Origin of the sequence: uncultured Thalassospira sp. (assembly GCF_963976115.1) — a bacterium.
Lineage (GTDB): Bacteria > Pseudomonadota > Alphaproteobacteria > Rhodospirillales > Thalassospiraceae > Thalassospira.
This window is the reverse complement of sequence record NZ_CAXBJJ010000003.1, coordinates 361,361-376,433: the sequence shown is the minus strand read 5'-3', so window position 1 is coordinate 376,433 and position 15,073 is coordinate 361,361. Positions and strand designations below refer to the sequence as shown.

Here is a 15,073-nt window from a genome sequence, read left to right as displayed (position 1 = left end):
ATATATGTGTTCTGAAAATTCAGTCAGGTCAGATCAGGCCGCGACCAGACAAAATGCTGGTCGCGGATCTTTATTATGTGGTCCGGGCTATTCAGTCCCGACCTCGCGGCGGCGCAAAAACTGCTTGCTGATGATGCTGGCGCAAACCACCAGAACCATGAACACAACCAGCGCCAACGAAACCGGACGGTCGATAAAGATGCTCCACGACCCCTGGGCAAGCATGATTGACTGGCGGAAATAGTTTTCTGCCAACGGAGCCAACACGACCGCCAGAATGAACGGGCCGGTCGGATAGTCGTTTTTACGCATCAAATAACCGACCACACCGAAAATCAGCGCGATCCAGATATTGAACGTGCCGTAATTCAACGAAAACGCCCCGACAATGCACAAGCCGACCACAATGCTCGGCAGATGTTTTTGCACCAGACGCAGCAGGTTCACAAATAACGGGATCAACAACACGTTTGATGCCAGCAAAAAGAAGTTTGCCAAAATCAGACCGGCAATCATCGCCCAAACGACATCGCCCGACTGGATCATCAAAAGAGGACCAGGCTGCAAACCAAACATGATCAACGCACCGAGCATAATCGCCGTGCCGCCAGACCCTGGAATACCCAGCGTAATAAGCGGAATAAGCGATCCCGGAACGGCGGCATTGTTCGAGGCCTCGGGGCTGGCAAGGCCCGCAATGGCACCCTTGCCAAAATTTTCGGGCGTTTTCGACAATTTACGTTCCAGCGCATAGGCCAGAAAGGTTGCAATTGTCGCACCGGCACCAGGCAGGATACCAATGAAAGTCCCCAAAATCGACCCGCGAAGGGTGGGTGCCGAGGCTTCTTTCATCTCTTTCCGGCCGGGGATATAGTCGGAAAAACTGAAATTCGGCTTACCCAGGTTAAGAACGATTTTGCGCTCAAGGTTATAAAAAACCTCACCCAAACCATAAAGGCCAATGATGATGGCAACAAAATCAATGCCTTCGATCAGTTCGGGCACAAAAGCAAACCGGATATGGCCGGAAATGTAGTCACTGCCAAAAGTACTGACCAGAAACCCGAAACAGGTCACGATCAAGGCCTTGAAAACATCGGCCCCGGCGAGCAGCACAATCGTACTCAGGCCCACCAGCATCAGCATGAAATATTCCGGCGGCCCAAGGAAAATGGCGTATTCGGCAACGATTGGCGCAAAGAAAACCAGCACCGCCAAACCAAAAAAGCCACCGACAAACGAACTGATCGCCGAAATGCCAAGGGCGAGACCACCCTTGCCCTGACGCATCATCGGATAGCCTTCAAGGGCGGTAATAATCGCGGGCGCATCGCCGGGCGTATTGATCAGGATCGATGTAATACGACCCCCATACATGGTGCCCATATAAACGCCGGTCAAAAGACACAGGCCCGATGCATGGGGCATCCCAAAAGTCAAAGGCAACATCAGCGCGATACCGGCGGATGGCCCCAGTCCTGGCAATGCCCCGATAACGGTCCCGATAATCCCGGCAAGGAAAATCAGAACAATATTTTGAAAAGTCAGCACGGTTTCAAAGCCGCCGCTGAGACTGGCGAGAGTATCAAGCATGACTGTTTCCAGAACAGAAGTTCAAGGGACGGGCGATCAATGAAGAGGGATGCGGAGCCAGACCGAAAAGATCAGGTAAATTACCGCCAGCACAATCAGGCTGACCGCAACCGATTTAAGCAACCCGTGACCGGAAAACCGCCACGACAAAATCACAAGCAAAACACCAAGCGGGATCAAAACGCCAACGAACGACATGGCATAAATGCACAGTGCAATCGCAACAATTGCCCCAACAAGCATCAGCGCACTTAACGTTTCAACACCGCCATTTTCCCCACCATGCGCGCCGTGACCGCCCGTGGCTTCCGATGTGGCCAAACCGCGTCTTGAACGCAACACCGTGCGAATGACAAGTGCCGCAATCAAAACCAGCAAGGCAATGGAAATATTAAGAGGAATAAAACCAGGACCAAATGTGGTGTCGGTTGAATAGGGCATGTCAAGACTGCCCCAAAGGAGGCTGCCGGAAAATACCGACAGCCCGCCCAGAAGAATGATCTCCGAGATTTTCATGGAGAACTCCGTTTTCTTCGGAAATTTCTTACTTGATGATCCCAAGGCTGGTCAGCGACGTTTTGTAAACGCCATTCATGCCTTCAAGATAAATGGCGAATTCTTCCGGGCCGAGAAAATCAGGCACAATCGAATTGGCCTGAATATAATTCTGCTGCCATTCTTCGGTATTGCTCATGTCCTTAACCATTTTCAGAAGATAGGCTTTTTCTTCTTCGCCAATGTCACCCGCAGCAACAACACCGCGGAACAGGCTCAGATTGATGTTATAGCCCTGCTCGATAAAGGTCGGAACATCCGGGAACAGGCTGACACGTTTATCGGTGGTGATCGCCAGTGCGCTAAAACGGCCGGTTTTAATGAAATCGCCAACCGGACCGGTATTGGTAATCGCGAAATCAATCTGATTGCTCAGCAGAGCCGCCGTAACTTCACCATCCCCCTGAAACGGAATGTAATTCAGTTTCTTGCCGAGCGCTTCAGCCAGCTTGATGGTGACGATATTTTCAATCGAACCGGTGCCACTGCCACCGACATTGAGAACCTTGTCGGCTTTCGCAATATCTTCGAGTGTTTTGTAATCACCCGATGCGTTTACAACCAGCAATTCCGGATCGATACCAAGACGCGCGATCGGGGTGAAATTGGTGTAATCCAGCCCGATATTCGAGGTCAGCGGGGTGGTCAGAAAGGATGACGTTGCCGACATCAGAAAATGACCGTCGCCTTTATGTGAATTCAAATAGCCAAGGGCCACAGCCGAACTGCCGCCGGGTTTGTTGACAACATTGATCGGAACTTCCGACAGATTGTTGTCCTGAATGACCTTCGCCATGGCGCGCAACATGGTGTCATGTCCGCCGCCGGGGCCATAACCGGCCACAAATTCAATCCCGCGTGACGGAAAATCCGCGGCCTGAACCGCACTGGCAAATGACAGGGCAACAGCCCCGGCCAATGCACCTTTCAGCAATTTCGTGAAAGTCATCGTTCTTTCTCCCAAATTTCCAACGTGCAAATTTTGTCCTGTCTTCCCTTCGGATAAAATTTGCACCATCCTGATATCGCAAAGCCCGTTTTCAGGGGCCTTCACGACGCATTTCAGACAGCGCGGCCGAAGCCTGTTGCGCTGCTGTTATAACGACCGACAGGATCTCATCCTGCCGTGCCGCAATTCTTTCGCGCGGCCCTGCAATATTCAGGGCCGCCACCATATTTCCGTGTCGATCAAAAATGGGGGCAGCAACGCCCGCCGCCCCTTCAACACGTCCCTGCAAATTCACGGAATAACCGTTGGTGCGTATCGTTCTGACCAGCGTTATCAATTCAATTGTATCGACATCGTCGCGTGCCAACGCCAGATCGGCGCAATACGCATTCAATGCTGCATCCGACAGCCCGGACAACAGCACCTGCCCGGTAGCAACATGGGCGGCAATCCGGGCCACTGAAATATCACGATCATAGCGAATTTCGCGCTGTGGCAGTATTTTATTGAGATAGCGCACTTTTTGCGCGTCATCAAGCACGCCGACAAAGCCGGTTTCATGGGTCAGGCTGACCGCCTCGCGCAGACTGTCATCAACAAGCCGCAGGATCGTGCCCCAGGCGCGATTGTCAGCACTTGCTTCGCCTGGAAGACGGTGAATGTGGTACAGGCCCGCGTCATCGCGTCGCGCATAGCCGCGTTCCACCAATGTCCGCAGCAACATAAGCGCACTGCTTTTTGGGAGCGCCAGACCTGCGACAACCTCTGTCAAAGTCCGGCCCGCTGGCTGGCGAGCCAGCCATTCAATCACTTCAAGAATACGCTCCGAGCCACGACCACTCATTTTTCCTCCGGCTTTTATTAAAGTTCAGTATTGTGAACTTGTTCATTATTATGAACGAATGCTATCGTCGCGCATTATAAGCTGTCAAGAAAAACCTCTACGTTGCAGACATCTTGGCCCGTGCCCGCAGCACGAATAATTTTAATTTCATGTTTTTCAAATACTTATAAATCCTTTCGCACCTGCGGTAAAATTTACCCTGTTGCTGCCATAATTTCCTCTCGACTCTTTTCCCAGACTCGACTAGCGTTTGGTTAATCGATTAATCACACATATGCTTGTCATCACGTGATCATCGCCAAACGCTCCTGCACAGGTATTTGATGGCTGCTAAACGCACAGGACCAAATCTGACCAAAATTGCTGCGGCCCTTGGGGTTTCGTCGGCAACCGTGTCCAATGCCCTGTCAGGCAAGGGTCGGGTCTCGGCAGATCTGGCGGATAAAATCCGGCACAAGGCACATGAACTGGGATATGTGCCCAGCAATGCCGGTCGCGCTTTGCGCACGGGTCGTTCGGGTGTGTTGGGGCTGGTCCTGCCCGATATCGCCAATCCGCTGTTTCCACAAATTGCGCAGGCCATGGAAATGGCAGCATCAAACAATGGCTATGGCGTGCTGATTGCGGATTCTCGCGGTGAAGTCACCACCCAGACCGACGCCATCAGTCGTTTGATCGAGCGCGGCGTTGACGGGCTTATTGTTATTCCACGGCGTGGCACGCGCATCGGGGCCGTTGACTGCCCTGTTGCCATGGTCGACACCCCCTCGACACCGGGCAATACCGTTTCTGCCGACCACTGGGACGGCGGCGAACAAATCGCTCGCCACCTTCGCGCACTGGGTCACAAAAAAATATTGCTGCTGGGAAACGACCCCGCCTCCAATGTGCAAAATGACCGCATCGGTGGCATGAAATCCGCCCTTGGCCGGGATGTTGCCCATCAGACCATCTGGCTGGAACCAATATTGCGCCAGGGCGGGACGACCGCCTCGTTAAAGCTGCCTTACCTTGTTGAAAACGGGGTAACGGCGGTTGCAACGGTGTCTGACCTGTTGGCATTGCGGGTTTTAACCGACCTGCAAACAGCGGGTTTTCGCGTTCCCGCCCAGGTCAGCGTCACCGGGTTTGATGATCTGGTTTTTTCAGCCGTGATGACCCCGGCGCTGACCACCATTCATATGAATATGGCCCAAATTGCCGAAATTGCCGTTGCGGCACTGATTGCCGAAATTACCGGCACAAAAAATACCAAGCCGACCCTTATCCCCCAAAAACGAACGGTCCCGGATACCGTCACGGCTGATACGTCCAGTGTCGCGATGGAACTGATCATTCGGTCTTCCACCGGCCCTGTCCCCCCTTCTCAAATCTCAGTTCCAAATGGAGAGACGTTGTGAAAAAACTGCTGCTGGCTTCATGCGCCCTTTTGCTGTCCCTTAATGCGGCGCAGGCCGAAGAAAAAAAGCTGACAATTTCGGTTTATGGCTTTGCCCAGGATGCCTTCAAGGAAATCCTTTACAAGCCGTTTGAAGAAAAATGCGGCTGCGAACTGGTTGTTGAAACCGGCAACTCGGTTGAACGTCTTGCCAAAATGGAAGCCAACAAGGACCATCCGGTTATTGATCTGGCCGTCATGACCACCCAAGATGCCCTTGCCGCCCACCGCAAGGATCTGACCGATAAAATCGACACATCGAAACTGGCAAACTTTGACAAACTTTACGACATTGCCAAAGATCCCAATGGCGATGGTCACAGCCTTGGTTACACCTTTTACACAAGTTCGATTGCCTATCGGTCCGATAAAATCGATCTGACATCGTGGAAAGACCTTCTGTCTGACAAACTGGCCGGCCATGTTGCCCTGCCCAACATCACCACCAGCCAGGGCCCCTTGACCCTTTACATGCTGGGCAAGGCACTGGGCGATGACGATACCAGCCTGAAAACCCCGATTGAAGAAGTCGGCAAGCACAAAGACGATATCGTCACCTTCTATGTCCGCTCGTCCCAGTTGGTGCAGTTGATGCAGCAAGAAGAAATCTGGGCCGCACCTATTGGCCGTTTTGCCTGGAAAGGTTTTTCCAAAATGGACCTGCCGATCAAGTGGGCCACCCCGAAGGAAGGCCAGTCTGGCGGCATGAATGTGATGGTCGTGACCAAAGGCAGCGAACACCGTGACCTGGCCCTGCAATTCATGGATTTCTGGCTCTCGACCGATATCCAGACCAAACTGGCCGAGGGCCTGGTGGACAGCCCCGCCAACAAGGACGTCACAGTATCCGACGATATTGCCGACAATCTGACCTATGGTGCCGATACCGTTGCCAACCTGCATTTGATCCCGTCTGATGTCATGCTTGATAACCGCGATGCGTGGCTGAACCAGTGGAACGAAAAAGTCGGTCAGTAATCAATAGCCGGGGTGCCTGCCCATAACAGGTACGGTGCCCCGGCTTTCTGCCTTATCGTCCGCGAAATACCGAATGACACATGAATGCTCCCTCGCGCCATCGACGCCGGGCATTTCAGACAAGACCACCCAAGCGAGCAACCAAGATGTTTCAGAACCGGGCCGAGGCCTTTGCCCTGGTCATGCCTGCCGCCGTTTTTGCCGGAGCCGTCTTTCTGGTTCCCGTGATCATTCTTCTATCCGAGGGATTTCACACCGCAAACGGCTGGAGCATACAGGCCTATATCGATTTCTTTTCCCATTCGCTTAATCAGGCGGTGTTTTTTCGCACGCTGAAACTGGCCGCAATGGTTACGGCTGCGGCCGCCGTCATTGGCTATGCCGCAGCCTTTGCCATTGTGAACCTGCCCGCCAAAGGCAAAGGCCGGATCACCGGCCTGGTCGTGCTGCCGCTGATGATTTCGCCCGTGGCGCGCACTTATGCCTGGCTGGTTATTTTAGGGCGAACCGGCTTTGTCAATCAGGCGCTGGTGGCGATTGGCCTAAGCGACGAACCGATCCGGTTTTTGTTTACCGAAACGGCTGTTTTTATCGGCCTGTTGCAGTTGTTTTTGCCGCTTATGATCATTTCGCTGATCAGCGCGCTTGAAAACATGCCGCGCGATGCGGTTGCCGCTGCCCGGGTTTTAGGCGCAAACTGGTTACAGGTTTTTACCCGTGTCATTTTGCCGCTTACCCGCGAAGGGCTGGTCATTGGCGGCACACTGGTTTTTACCGGTTCGATGACCGCCTATATCACCCCGGCCATTCTCGGCGGGTCCAAGGTTTTGATGCTCGAAACCCTGATGTATCAACGCGTCACGGTTGCCAATGACTTTGTATCGGCCAGTGTCATCGCCCTGATCCTGATTGTGATGGCGTTTTCAGCCAATCTTTTGCTTAAACGACTGGCAACGGCGAGGAACAAACGATGACATCACGCCTGTTTTCCCCTCTTGTCCTCATCCTCGTGCTGGCCTTTTTGATTGGTCCTTTTGCCATTATCATTGCAGCCTCGCTTTCGGCCGGTGAAACTTTGGCTTTTCCGCCCCAGGGGTTATCGCTGCGCTGGGTTTTCAAGGTTTTCGAGATTGAAAGTTTCCGGCAAAGTTTCGGCATTTCGCTGTTTCTGGCCATTGGCGGCACCTTAATGGCGCTGATTTTGGGTGTTCCTGCCAGTTACGCCCTGTCGCGTTACAAGGTGCCCGGTGCCGAAACCATCCGCACCATTGTGTCCTCGCCCATCATTGTGCCCGGCATTATCGTGGGTTTGGCGTTGCTGCGTTATTTTGTCGTACCGTTTAACACCGGCATTCTGTTTGCGTTATTTATCGCCCACACCGCCCTGATCCTGCCCTATGCCGTGCGGGTGGTTTCCGCCAGCCTGACCAATTTGCGATCCGACATTGAAGAAGCAGCGGTTTTGCTAGGGTCATCGCGGGTTGGTGCGTTTTTTCGCGTGGTTCTGCCCAATATTCGCGGCGGTATTCTGGCCGCCTTCATTCTGGGTTTTGTCACCAGTTTCAATCAGGTGCCGGTATCGCTGTTTTTGTCTGGCCCCGGTATACGCACCCTGCCCATCGATATGCTGGCCTATATGGAAATCACCTATGACCCGTCGGTGGCGGCCTTGTCGGCACTTCTGGCTTTCATGTCACTGGGTATTGTGTTTCTGGCCGAACGTTTCCTAGGATTTTCCCGCTATGTCTGATTCCCGCTTTCTCAGCCTTGAAAAACTGACCCTGTCCTATGGCAAAAACGTTGCCGTGCCGGAAATGGACCTTGATATTGGCAAGGGCGAACTCGTCGCCCTGCTTGGCCCGTCGGGCTGTGGTAAAACCACAACCATGCGCGCCATTGCCGGGTTATTAAGCCCGTCATCGGGCACCATCCGCCTTGATGGCACCGATATTACCCGCACTCCGGCCAACAAACGCCCGGTTGGGCTGGTGTTTCAGTCCTATGCGCTGTTTCCGCACCTTAATGTCTATGAAAACGTTGCTTTTGGCCTGCGTTTGATGGGCGTCAAAGGCAAAGACCTTGAAGACCGGGTCAATCAGGGCCTTAAAACCGTTGGCCTTGGCAAATTCACCACCCGCAAACCCGCCGAACTTTCCGGTGGGCAGCAACAGCGCGTTTCGCTGGCACGATCGATGGTGATGGAACCCAAGGTATTATTGTTAGACGAACCGTTATCAAACCTTGATGCCCGCCTGCGCCTTGAAATGCGAACCGAATTGCAGCGCGTGCAAAAGGAAAGCGGTGTGACCATGATTTTTGTCACCCACGACCAAGTCGAAGCCCTGGCAATGGCGGACCGCATCATTGTGATGAAAGACGGGTTGATCGAACAGATCGGCACGCCTGAGGATATCTATAACCACCCGGTGTCAGATTTTGTTGCCGATTTTGTCGGTTTTGAAAATGTCTTTGCCCTTGAAAACGGCATGTTGAAAACCGGCAGCCAATACATTGACCTGCACGGTAACGTTCCACCCGGCACAAAGGGGCTGGCATGGCGGCCCGGCACCATCACACTGGGCACAGGCCCCCATCAGGGGCTGGTGCGGGGCACGTCCTTTGCCGGTGGCACGCGGGAATATCTGCTTGATACGCCGCTTGGCCAGATCAAGGCCGAATGCGATGCCACCTTGCCAATCCATTCTTTTGGCAGCACCGTGGCCTTTGACCTGCAAGTGGAAAAAGCCGCCCCGCTGGCCCGTTTCGGGGGCATGTGATGGCCATATGGATCGATACCGATATGGGATTTGACGACATAGCCGCCGTGCTGTGTGTGACCCATGCCGGTTTGAAAATCGATGGGATGTCGCTGGTGGCGGGCAATAGCCCGTTACCACAGGTTGCCAGCAATGCCGCCGCCGCCGCCATGCTGTTTAACTGGCAATTTCCCATTCATGCCGGGCGGGCGCGCGCGGTATTGGGCGGGCTTGAAACCGCCGAACGCATTATGGGGCCAACCGGCATGTTAACCGCCGGTCAGGCCCTGCCACGCGGCACCTTAAAACCATCGATCCCGGCCTTTGATGCCCTGTATAACTGGCTGCAAGCACCAACCGCGCCTGGCGACGAACGCCATATTCTGGCATTGGGGCCGCTTGGCAACATTGCTGCCCTGGTGCTGGCTCGCCCGGAACTGGCGGCTAAAATAGACAGACTAACCTGGATGGGTGGGGCCGTAAGCCTGGGCAACCATACGCCATCGGCGGAATATAATGCCTTTGCCGACCCCGAAGCACTTGCCATCGTGCTTGCCCACAATATGCCCCTGCGCATGGTGGACCTTGATTTGTGCCGTCAGGTGGTTGCCGCCCCGCAAGACGTTGTTGCAATCCGCAAGGCCGGGGGCAAAAATGCCACCCTTTTGGCCGACCTGATCGAAGGCTATATCAATATCGGCCTGTCACGCGGACGACAGGCCATGGCCATATTCGATCCCTGTGCGGCCATTGCGGTTACAAGTGACGATGTCATCACATTTGCCCCGGCCCGGATTGAAATAGACCTTAATACCGGCCCGTCGCGCGGTCGCACCATTGTCGACCCCCGCCCGGCGGCGGTTAAAAACGCCGAATATGCCGTTCGTGTCGATGCGATGACCGCCCGCGAAATGATTTTTGCCGCCTTGCAAGCAGAAGCAGAAAAAGAATGAATACCAGAACCAGCGAACCCGCCGATTTAAACGACGAAACCCTGCGCAGCCGCGCCATCGCAGCCGCACGCGGCGATGCCCCGTTTGACGTGCTGATGACCGGCGGCCAGATCGTCGATATGGTCACCGGTGAAATGCGCCCGGCCGATATTGGCCTAACCGGCCCCCTGATCGCCAGCGTCCATGCCCCCGCCAGCCGCAAGGATGCCAATTGCATTATTGATGCCAGCGGCAAATTCATCACACCGGGCCTGATCGACAGCCACATGCATGTCGAAAGTTCAATGGTTACACCCGCAATTTATGCGCAAACCGTGGTCCCGCGCGGTGTGACCACCATTGTCTGGGACCCGCATGAATTGGGCAATGTCCTTGGCAAGAAGGGTGTAAAATGGGCCACAGAGGCCACCCGCAATCTGCCGCTCCGTGCTTTGGTACTGGCCCCGTCCTGCGTGCCTGCGGCACCGGGACTGGAAGTTTCCGGCGCGGATTTTGACGGCGCAGCGATGGCCGACCTTCTGGCCTGGCCTGACATTGCCGGTGTTGCCGAAGTCATGAATATGCGCGGTGTCATCAACCGGACCGACCGCATGACCAATATCATGCAGGCGGGATTATTATCGGGTAAAATGATTTGCGGGCACGCACGCGGTTTAACCGGGGCGGATCTGCAAACCTTCATGACCGCTGGTGTCAGTTCCGATCACGAACTGACATCGAATGACGATTTGATGGAAAAACTGCGCGCCGGTATTCACATCGAAATGCGTGGGTCCCACGACCATTTATTGCCAGGTTTTGTTAAAACCATCAACGAACTGGGCTTTTTGCCGCAAACCGTTTCGTTGTGTACGGACGATGTTTTCCCCGATGATCTGGCCGATAAAGGCGGGTTGGACGATGTTGTGCGACGTTTGGTTTCCTATGGCATGCCCGCCATTTGGGCCTTGCGCGCCGCAACGCTAAATGCAGCCACCCGGCTGGGGCGCAACGATTTGGGCCTTCTGGCCGCCGGGCGCCGCGCCGACATCGCCATTTTTGATGACCTGACGAACTTTAACGCCAGCCACGTTTTCGCCAACGGCAAACTGGTGGCCCAAAACGGTGAAATCATCGTTGCGCCCCCGGCATTGGACCCGGCCCCGCTTTATCACACCTTGAAAATCAACCCGTTAACCCCCAACGATTTTCGCGTAAAGGCAACCGGCAGCAAGGTAAAACTGGCAACCATCGACCAGCCGCGTTTTACCCGCTGGGGCGACATCACCGCCGATGTCAAAGACGGTTATGTGGTGCCGCCCGCAGAAACAACCCTTATTGCTGTTGCCCATCGCCACGGCGTTGTCGATGACCGGCCCCGGGTCGGCTTTTTAACCGGGTGGGGAAAATGGCGGGGCGCAGTTTGCACCAGCGTCTCGCATGACAGCCACAACCTGACCGTTTTTGGCGGTAACGCGCAGGACATGGCCGTTGCCGCAAATGCCGTTATTGCGGCTGGTGGCGGCATGGCTGTGGCCTCGAACGGTCAAATCGATGCGCTGCTGCCCTTGCCATTGTGCGGGCTGCTATCCGAGGCATCGATGCGTGATGTCGCCGATCAATTCACCGCCATCCGCAGTGCCACCGACAATATTGTCGACTGGAACCCGCCCTATCTGGTGTTCAAGGCGTTATTCGGGGCCACACTAGCCTGCAACATTGGTCCACACCAAACCGACCGGGGCATTGCCGATGTTATCAGCGACACCGTGCTTGAAACACCGGTTTTAGAAGTCCTGGCATAAAACCCGAAAGATCAGGTCTCCATGAGGTTGCGTCATCCCATGGAGACCTTCTTTTACACAGTATCAATCTTGTATAAAACAGCATCCACACGATTTGTCAGCTGGTCATACAGGCGTTGGGCTTTATGATTGTCGCCTGCTGTTAACCAATATAAACGGGCCCAGTCCTGCTGATGTGCCTGTGTTTCCAACGCTGCCATCATCTGCCTGCCAATGCCCAAACCACGTTGGTCGGCGGACACCCAGAAATCTTCCAGATAAGCAACATTGCGCAGGGAAAATGTATGGGGATGAACAATGATATGCGCCAGCCCCACCACCTCCGGCTCATCCTTCTCCCCGGTTCGGTTAACCGCCAGCCACGCCTGCATGGCATGATCCGGGTCAAGGATACGCTGCCATAAAACGTCAATCACATCATTGGTCATGTCCGGCGCGCCAAAGCTGGCACTATTCTGGCACCATAATCGTTCCCACCCCGCCCGGTGCAAGGGTTCTGCCTTTATAATCCCGATCATATCGTTCCTTTGAATCCGTTCATTATAACTTGTCCCGGCACGGTGTCGGGCAGGGCACCATCGCGTAACCATGTCAGGGCAAGGGGCCACAAACTGGTTTCAAACCGGTCATGGAAAAAGGCGAAATGGCCGATATCTGCAACCCCGATATCGCCCGGCGCAACCCGCAAATGGGTGCGCGATGCCCCTTGGTAATATCCCAGCAACCGGTCAACCGCCGCAACCGTCCCAAACGGATCATCGGTTAAACCAATCGCCAGCAATTTGCCCGACATCGCGGCAAAATTCTGCTTTAATTGCCCGGCGGGAACAGCCGATAACAGGCTGTGTTCAAATGCCGGGCCCATCCGGCTCCAGTCGCGCACAACATGGTGTGGCACATCTTCCAGCCAGCCCAGGCGGGCACCGGGAAAATACCCGAACGAATGCGACAAAACCGGCATGACAACATGCCATTTCAAAAACATCCGCCACCGCAAAGTTTTTTCATAATCGCGCCAATAGGCAAATTGTGCGCCTACTGTTACCACATGTTTTAAAACATGGTTTAACGGGGCCAGCCCAATGGCAAACCCGCCAATTGAATGACCCACCGCATAAACCGGCTGGCCGGGAAAACCGGTTTGCGCATAGCGCAAAACCGCATCAACATCGTGTAACCCCCAGTCGCCCCAACCGGCGCGAAAGCCCCGCAAACGGTGCGGGCGGGATTCCCCAATACCACGATAATCAAATGTCAGCACATCAAAGCCATTGCGGCATAAAAACGCAGCAAACCGCGCATAATACCGACACCGCACCGCTGTTGCGGCACAAATGACCACAACGGGGCGAAGACACGCATCCTCCGGGCTGTCACATCGCCATTCAAAACCGGCAATATCCACCCCGTCTGCGCTCCGGGTGGTAAAGCAGGCCGGATATATTGTATGCGCCATATCCCCCCTTTCTTTCACATGACCAAGCCAAACGTCACATCATTTAACCCCGGTTCAATCATACTTCGCAATTGAAGTTTTCTCGCCCCGGACTGAGGTTTATTCACTTGTACAAAACCCCCATCTGCCTCCTAAATCGTAAACATAACCACAGGAGGCCCCGATGAGCCCTGCCAATATACCACCCGAAAACCCGGTCATTCACCTTGATGCATTGGAACTTTGCCCACAAACACACGGCGAACATTTTGCCGCCGCCTTTGCCGCCATTGCCGCCCCGCATGGCGCGACCCGGCTGGGCGCCCGTCTGGTTGAGGTTCCGGCGGGTAAAAAAGCATGGCCGTTTCATTGCCATCATGCCAATGACGAAATGTTTGTCATTTTATCAGGTCATGGCACAGTACGGTTTGGCGATAATATTTATGCCGTAAAAACCGGTGATGTGGTGATGTGCCCGGCAGGCGGCCCCGAAACCGCCCACCAATTACAGGCCAGCCCTGACACAGCACTGCGCTATATCGCGATCAGCAGCATGAACGAACCCGATATTCTGCAATACCCGGATTCAGGCAAGGTTGCCCTGTTCGCCGGGGCCGCACCGGGCGGAGAAAAGGCAAAGCGCCGCCTTTCCCTTAATTTTGCCACCCGGGATGCAGTTGATTACTGGGATGGCGAGGATTAATCCGGCCATCATGGCCAAGCGTTTATCGGCATAGGGATCAGAATCAAGGTCAGGTATTTGGTCCCTTTGCTGGCCGGGACAACGCAGGCGGCACCGCAACTTCTTGCAACCATTGCCGTAAATTACGCAAACGGCGATCGCGTTTTAACCGATCAGGATAAACCAGATAATATCCGGCCCCGGCAGCAACATTATGGTTAAACAAACGGGCCAGACGCCCGGCGGCAATGTCGCTGGCGGCAATTTCGCCGCTGGCAAGGGTAATGCCTGCCCCGTCAATCGCCGCGCGCAGGCCCAAACCGGCGGAATCAACAAATGTCACAGCCGCCGGTTTGATCGGTCCGCCTGGCAAGGATGCATTCCAGGTCGCAAAATTCTCCCGTCGATGCTGGGATAAAAACAGATTGGCCTCGGCAATACGGGCGCGAATATCGGCATGCGTGCCGCTGGCATCTTGTGGTGTGCCTAACAGGGTCACATTTTCGCCAAACAATAAATCACCCATCAAGCCCGGCCAATGACCCTGACCATGGCGAATGGCAACATCGGCCGCCCCGGCCACCAGGTCAATCGCCTGCTGGCTGGTCGAAATCAGCAACTCGAACCCGGCCTTTTCAAACGGATACCGCGCCAGACGCGGGGATAACCAATGCACCGCAAAAGTGGGCAGCATCGTCAACCGCAACGGGCCCGATGCATGGTCCTGTCGCAGATCCCCCACCGCCTGAATAATTTTGGCAAATCCATCGCTTAAATCAGGCGATAATCTTTCACCGCTTTCTGTCAGTTCCAACCCCGGCCCCGCCCGGCGTAATAGTTCCAGCCCCAGAATATCTTCTAAAATGCGCACCTGATGGCTCACCGCCGACGGCGTCACACCCAGTTCAGACGCCGCATCCTTGATCGACAAATGCCGGGCTGCGGCCTCAAACGCGCGCAGGGCATTTAACGGTACGTTCAGGCGCATCGGGTTTTGGGAAAAATCCGTCATGTTTACTCTGGCCCCTGACTGTCATCTGGCAATTGTTACAGCGGTTTGACGTAATGGCAATGTGATGAATCCTCAAACCGGGCTGAGAACAGCT

General features: G+C 54.6%; 15 protein-coding genes. 8 read left to right on the top strand and 7 right to left on the bottom strand.

Going from position 1 to position 15,073, the window contains the following annotated elements:
• Nucleotides 1–87: 87 nt before the first annotated feature.
• From AAC086_RS05230 to AAC086_RS05215, 4 genes are all read right to left on the bottom strand, one after another.
• Complete coding sequence (locus AAC086_RS05230) at nt 88–1,593, bottom strand: tripartite tricarboxylate transporter permease (RefSeq protein WP_339776145.1); 1,506 nt, start codon at nt 1,591–1,593, stop codon at nt 88–90.
• 36 nt (nt 1,594–1,629) lie between these two features.
• The gene (locus AAC086_RS05225) at nt 1,630–2,109 is read right to left on the bottom strand and encodes a tripartite tricarboxylate transporter TctB family protein (protein ID WP_339776144.1); all 480 of its coding nucleotides are present in this window, start codon (nt 2,107–2,109) and stop codon (nt 1,630–1,632) included.
• Between the two features lie 28 nt (nt 2,110–2,137).
• Entirely contained in the window at nt 2,138–3,097 is a 960-nt protein-coding gene (locus AAC086_RS05220; protein WP_339776143.1) for a tripartite tricarboxylate transporter substrate binding protein, read from the bottom strand.
• Nucleotides 3,098–3,188: 91 nt separating this feature from the next.
• The gene (locus tag AAC086_RS05215) at nt 3,189–3,941 is read right to left on the bottom strand and encodes an IclR family transcriptional regulator C-terminal domain-containing protein (protein WP_339776141.1); all 753 of its coding nucleotides are present in this window, start codon (nt 3,939–3,941) and stop codon (nt 3,189–3,191) included.
• Between the two features lie 323 nt (nt 3,942–4,264).
• Here AAC086_RS05215 and AAC086_RS05210 point away from each other — a divergent pair, with 323 nt between their 5' ends.
• From AAC086_RS05210 to AAC086_RS05180, 7 genes are all read left to right on the top strand, one after another.
• Nucleotides 4,265–5,341: a LacI family DNA-binding transcriptional regulator gene (locus tag AAC086_RS05210; protein ID WP_339776138.1), complete on the top strand. Its 1,077-nt coding sequence runs from the start codon at nt 4,265–4,267 to the stop codon at nt 5,339–5,341.
• Nucleotides 5,338–6,357, top strand: coding sequence for an ABC transporter substrate-binding protein (locus tag AAC086_RS05205; RefSeq protein WP_339776137.1), 1,020 nt, complete (start codon nt 5,338–5,340; stop codon nt 6,355–6,357). The genes AAC086_RS05210 and AAC086_RS05205 overlap by 4 nt, the downstream gene beginning before the upstream one ends.
• A gap of 146 nt (nt 6,358–6,503) precedes the next feature.
• Nucleotides 6,504–7,331: an ABC transporter permease gene (locus tag AAC086_RS05200; protein WP_339776134.1), complete on the top strand. Its 828-nt coding sequence runs from the start codon at nt 6,504–6,506 to the stop codon at nt 7,329–7,331.
• Nucleotides 7,328–8,107: an ABC transporter permease gene (locus AAC086_RS05195; protein ID WP_339776131.1), complete on the top strand. Its 780-nt coding sequence runs from the start codon at nt 7,328–7,330 to the stop codon at nt 8,105–8,107. Before AAC086_RS05200 ends, AAC086_RS05195 begins: the two co-directional genes overlap by 4 nt.
• The gene (locus AAC086_RS05190; RefSeq protein WP_339776129.1) at nt 8,100–9,134 is read left to right on the top strand and encodes an ABC transporter ATP-binding protein; all 1,035 of its coding nucleotides are present in this window, start codon (nt 8,100–8,102) and stop codon (nt 9,132–9,134) included. Before AAC086_RS05195 ends, AAC086_RS05190 begins: the two co-directional genes overlap by 8 nt.
• Nucleotides 9,134–10,066, top strand: coding sequence for a nucleoside hydrolase (locus tag AAC086_RS05185; RefSeq protein WP_339776126.1), 933 nt, complete (start codon nt 9,134–9,136; stop codon nt 10,064–10,066). Before AAC086_RS05190 ends, AAC086_RS05185 begins: the two co-directional genes overlap by 1 nt.
• Nucleotides 10,063–11,850 carry an adenine deaminase C-terminal domain-containing protein gene (locus tag AAC086_RS05180; RefSeq protein WP_339776124.1) on the top strand — a complete coding sequence of 596 codons (1,788 nt, stop codon included), beginning with the start codon at nt 10,063–10,065 and terminating at the stop codon, nt 11,848–11,850. The genes AAC086_RS05185 and AAC086_RS05180 overlap by 4 nt, the downstream gene beginning before the upstream one ends.
• Nucleotides 11,851–11,903: 53 nt before the next feature.
• Here AAC086_RS05180 and AAC086_RS05175 read toward each other — a convergent pair whose 3' ends face one another.
• A complete protein-coding gene (locus tag AAC086_RS05175; RefSeq protein WP_339776121.1) occupies nt 11,904–12,368 on the bottom strand; it encodes a GNAT family N-acetyltransferase in 465 nt (154 codons plus the stop codon).
• Nucleotides 12,365–13,306, bottom strand: a complete 942-nt coding sequence (locus tag AAC086_RS05170; RefSeq protein ID WP_339776119.1) for an alpha/beta fold hydrolase — start codon at nt 13,304–13,306, stop codon at nt 12,365–12,367. Before AAC086_RS05170 ends, AAC086_RS05175 begins: the two co-directional genes overlap by 4 nt.
• Before the next feature lie 163 nt (nt 13,307–13,469).
• On the opposite strand from AAC086_RS05170, the gene AAC086_RS05165 reads away from it, so the two are divergent.
• Nucleotides 13,470–13,988: a cupin domain-containing protein gene (locus AAC086_RS05165; protein ID WP_339776117.1), complete on the top strand. Its 519-nt coding sequence runs from the start codon at nt 13,470–13,472 to the stop codon at nt 13,986–13,988.
• A gap of 49 nt (nt 13,989–14,037) precedes the next feature.
• Here AAC086_RS05165 and AAC086_RS05160 read toward each other — a convergent pair whose 3' ends face one another.
• Nucleotides 14,038–14,979, bottom strand: coding sequence for a LysR substrate-binding domain-containing protein (locus tag AAC086_RS05160; protein WP_339776114.1), 942 nt, complete (start codon nt 14,977–14,979; stop codon nt 14,038–14,040).
• Between the last annotated feature and the right edge of the window lie 94 nt (nt 14,980–15,073).

Bases quoted from the DNA above. Each gene is read 5' to 3' on its own strand.
- AAC086_RS05195 (WP_339776131.1), top strand. From the start codon at position 7,328: ATGACATCACGCCTGTTTTCCCCTCTTGTCCTCATCCTCGTGCTGGCC.
- AAC086_RS05230 (WP_339776145.1), bottom strand. From the start codon at position 1,593: ATGCTTGATACTCTCGCCAGTCTCAGCGGCGGCTTTGAAACCGTGCTG.
- AAC086_RS05215 (WP_339776141.1), bottom strand. From the start codon at position 3,941: ATGAGTGGTCGTGGCTCGGAGCGTATTCTTGAAGTGATTGAATGGCTG.
- AAC086_RS05200 (WP_339776134.1), top strand. From the start codon at position 6,504: ATGTTTCAGAACCGGGCCGAGGCCTTTGCCCTGGTCATGCCTGCCGCC.
- AAC086_RS05180 (WP_339776124.1), top strand. From the start codon at position 10,063: ATGAATACCAGAACCAGCGAACCCGCCGATTTAAACGACGAAACCCTG.
- AAC086_RS05185 (WP_339776126.1), top strand. From the start codon at position 9,134: ATGGCCATATGGATCGATACCGATATGGGATTTGACGACATAGCCGCC.
- AAC086_RS05225 (WP_339776144.1), bottom strand. From the start codon at position 2,109: ATGAAAATCTCGGAGATCATTCTTCTGGGCGGGCTGTCGGTATTTTCC.
- AAC086_RS05190 (WP_339776129.1), top strand. From the start codon at position 8,100: ATGTCTGATTCCCGCTTTCTCAGCCTTGAAAAACTGACCCTGTCCTAT.
- AAC086_RS05170 (WP_339776119.1), bottom strand. From the start codon at position 13,306: ATGGCGCATACAATATATCCGGCCTGCTTTACCACCCGGAGCGCAGAC.
- AAC086_RS05220 (WP_339776143.1), bottom strand. From the start codon at position 3,097: ATGACTTTCACGAAATTGCTGAAAGGTGCATTGGCCGGGGCTGTTGCC.
- AAC086_RS05165 (WP_339776117.1), top strand. From the start codon at position 13,470: ATGAGCCCTGCCAATATACCACCCGAAAACCCGGTCATTCACCTTGAT.
- AAC086_RS05160 (WP_339776114.1), bottom strand. From the start codon at position 14,979: ATGACGGATTTTTCCCAAAACCCGATGCGCCTGAACGTACCGTTAAAT.
- AAC086_RS05175 (WP_339776121.1), bottom strand. From the start codon at position 12,368: ATGATCGGGATTATAAAGGCAGAACCCTTGCACCGGGCGGGGTGGGAA.
- AAC086_RS05210 (WP_339776138.1), top strand. From the start codon at position 4,265: ATGGCTGCTAAACGCACAGGACCAAATCTGACCAAAATTGCTGCGGCC.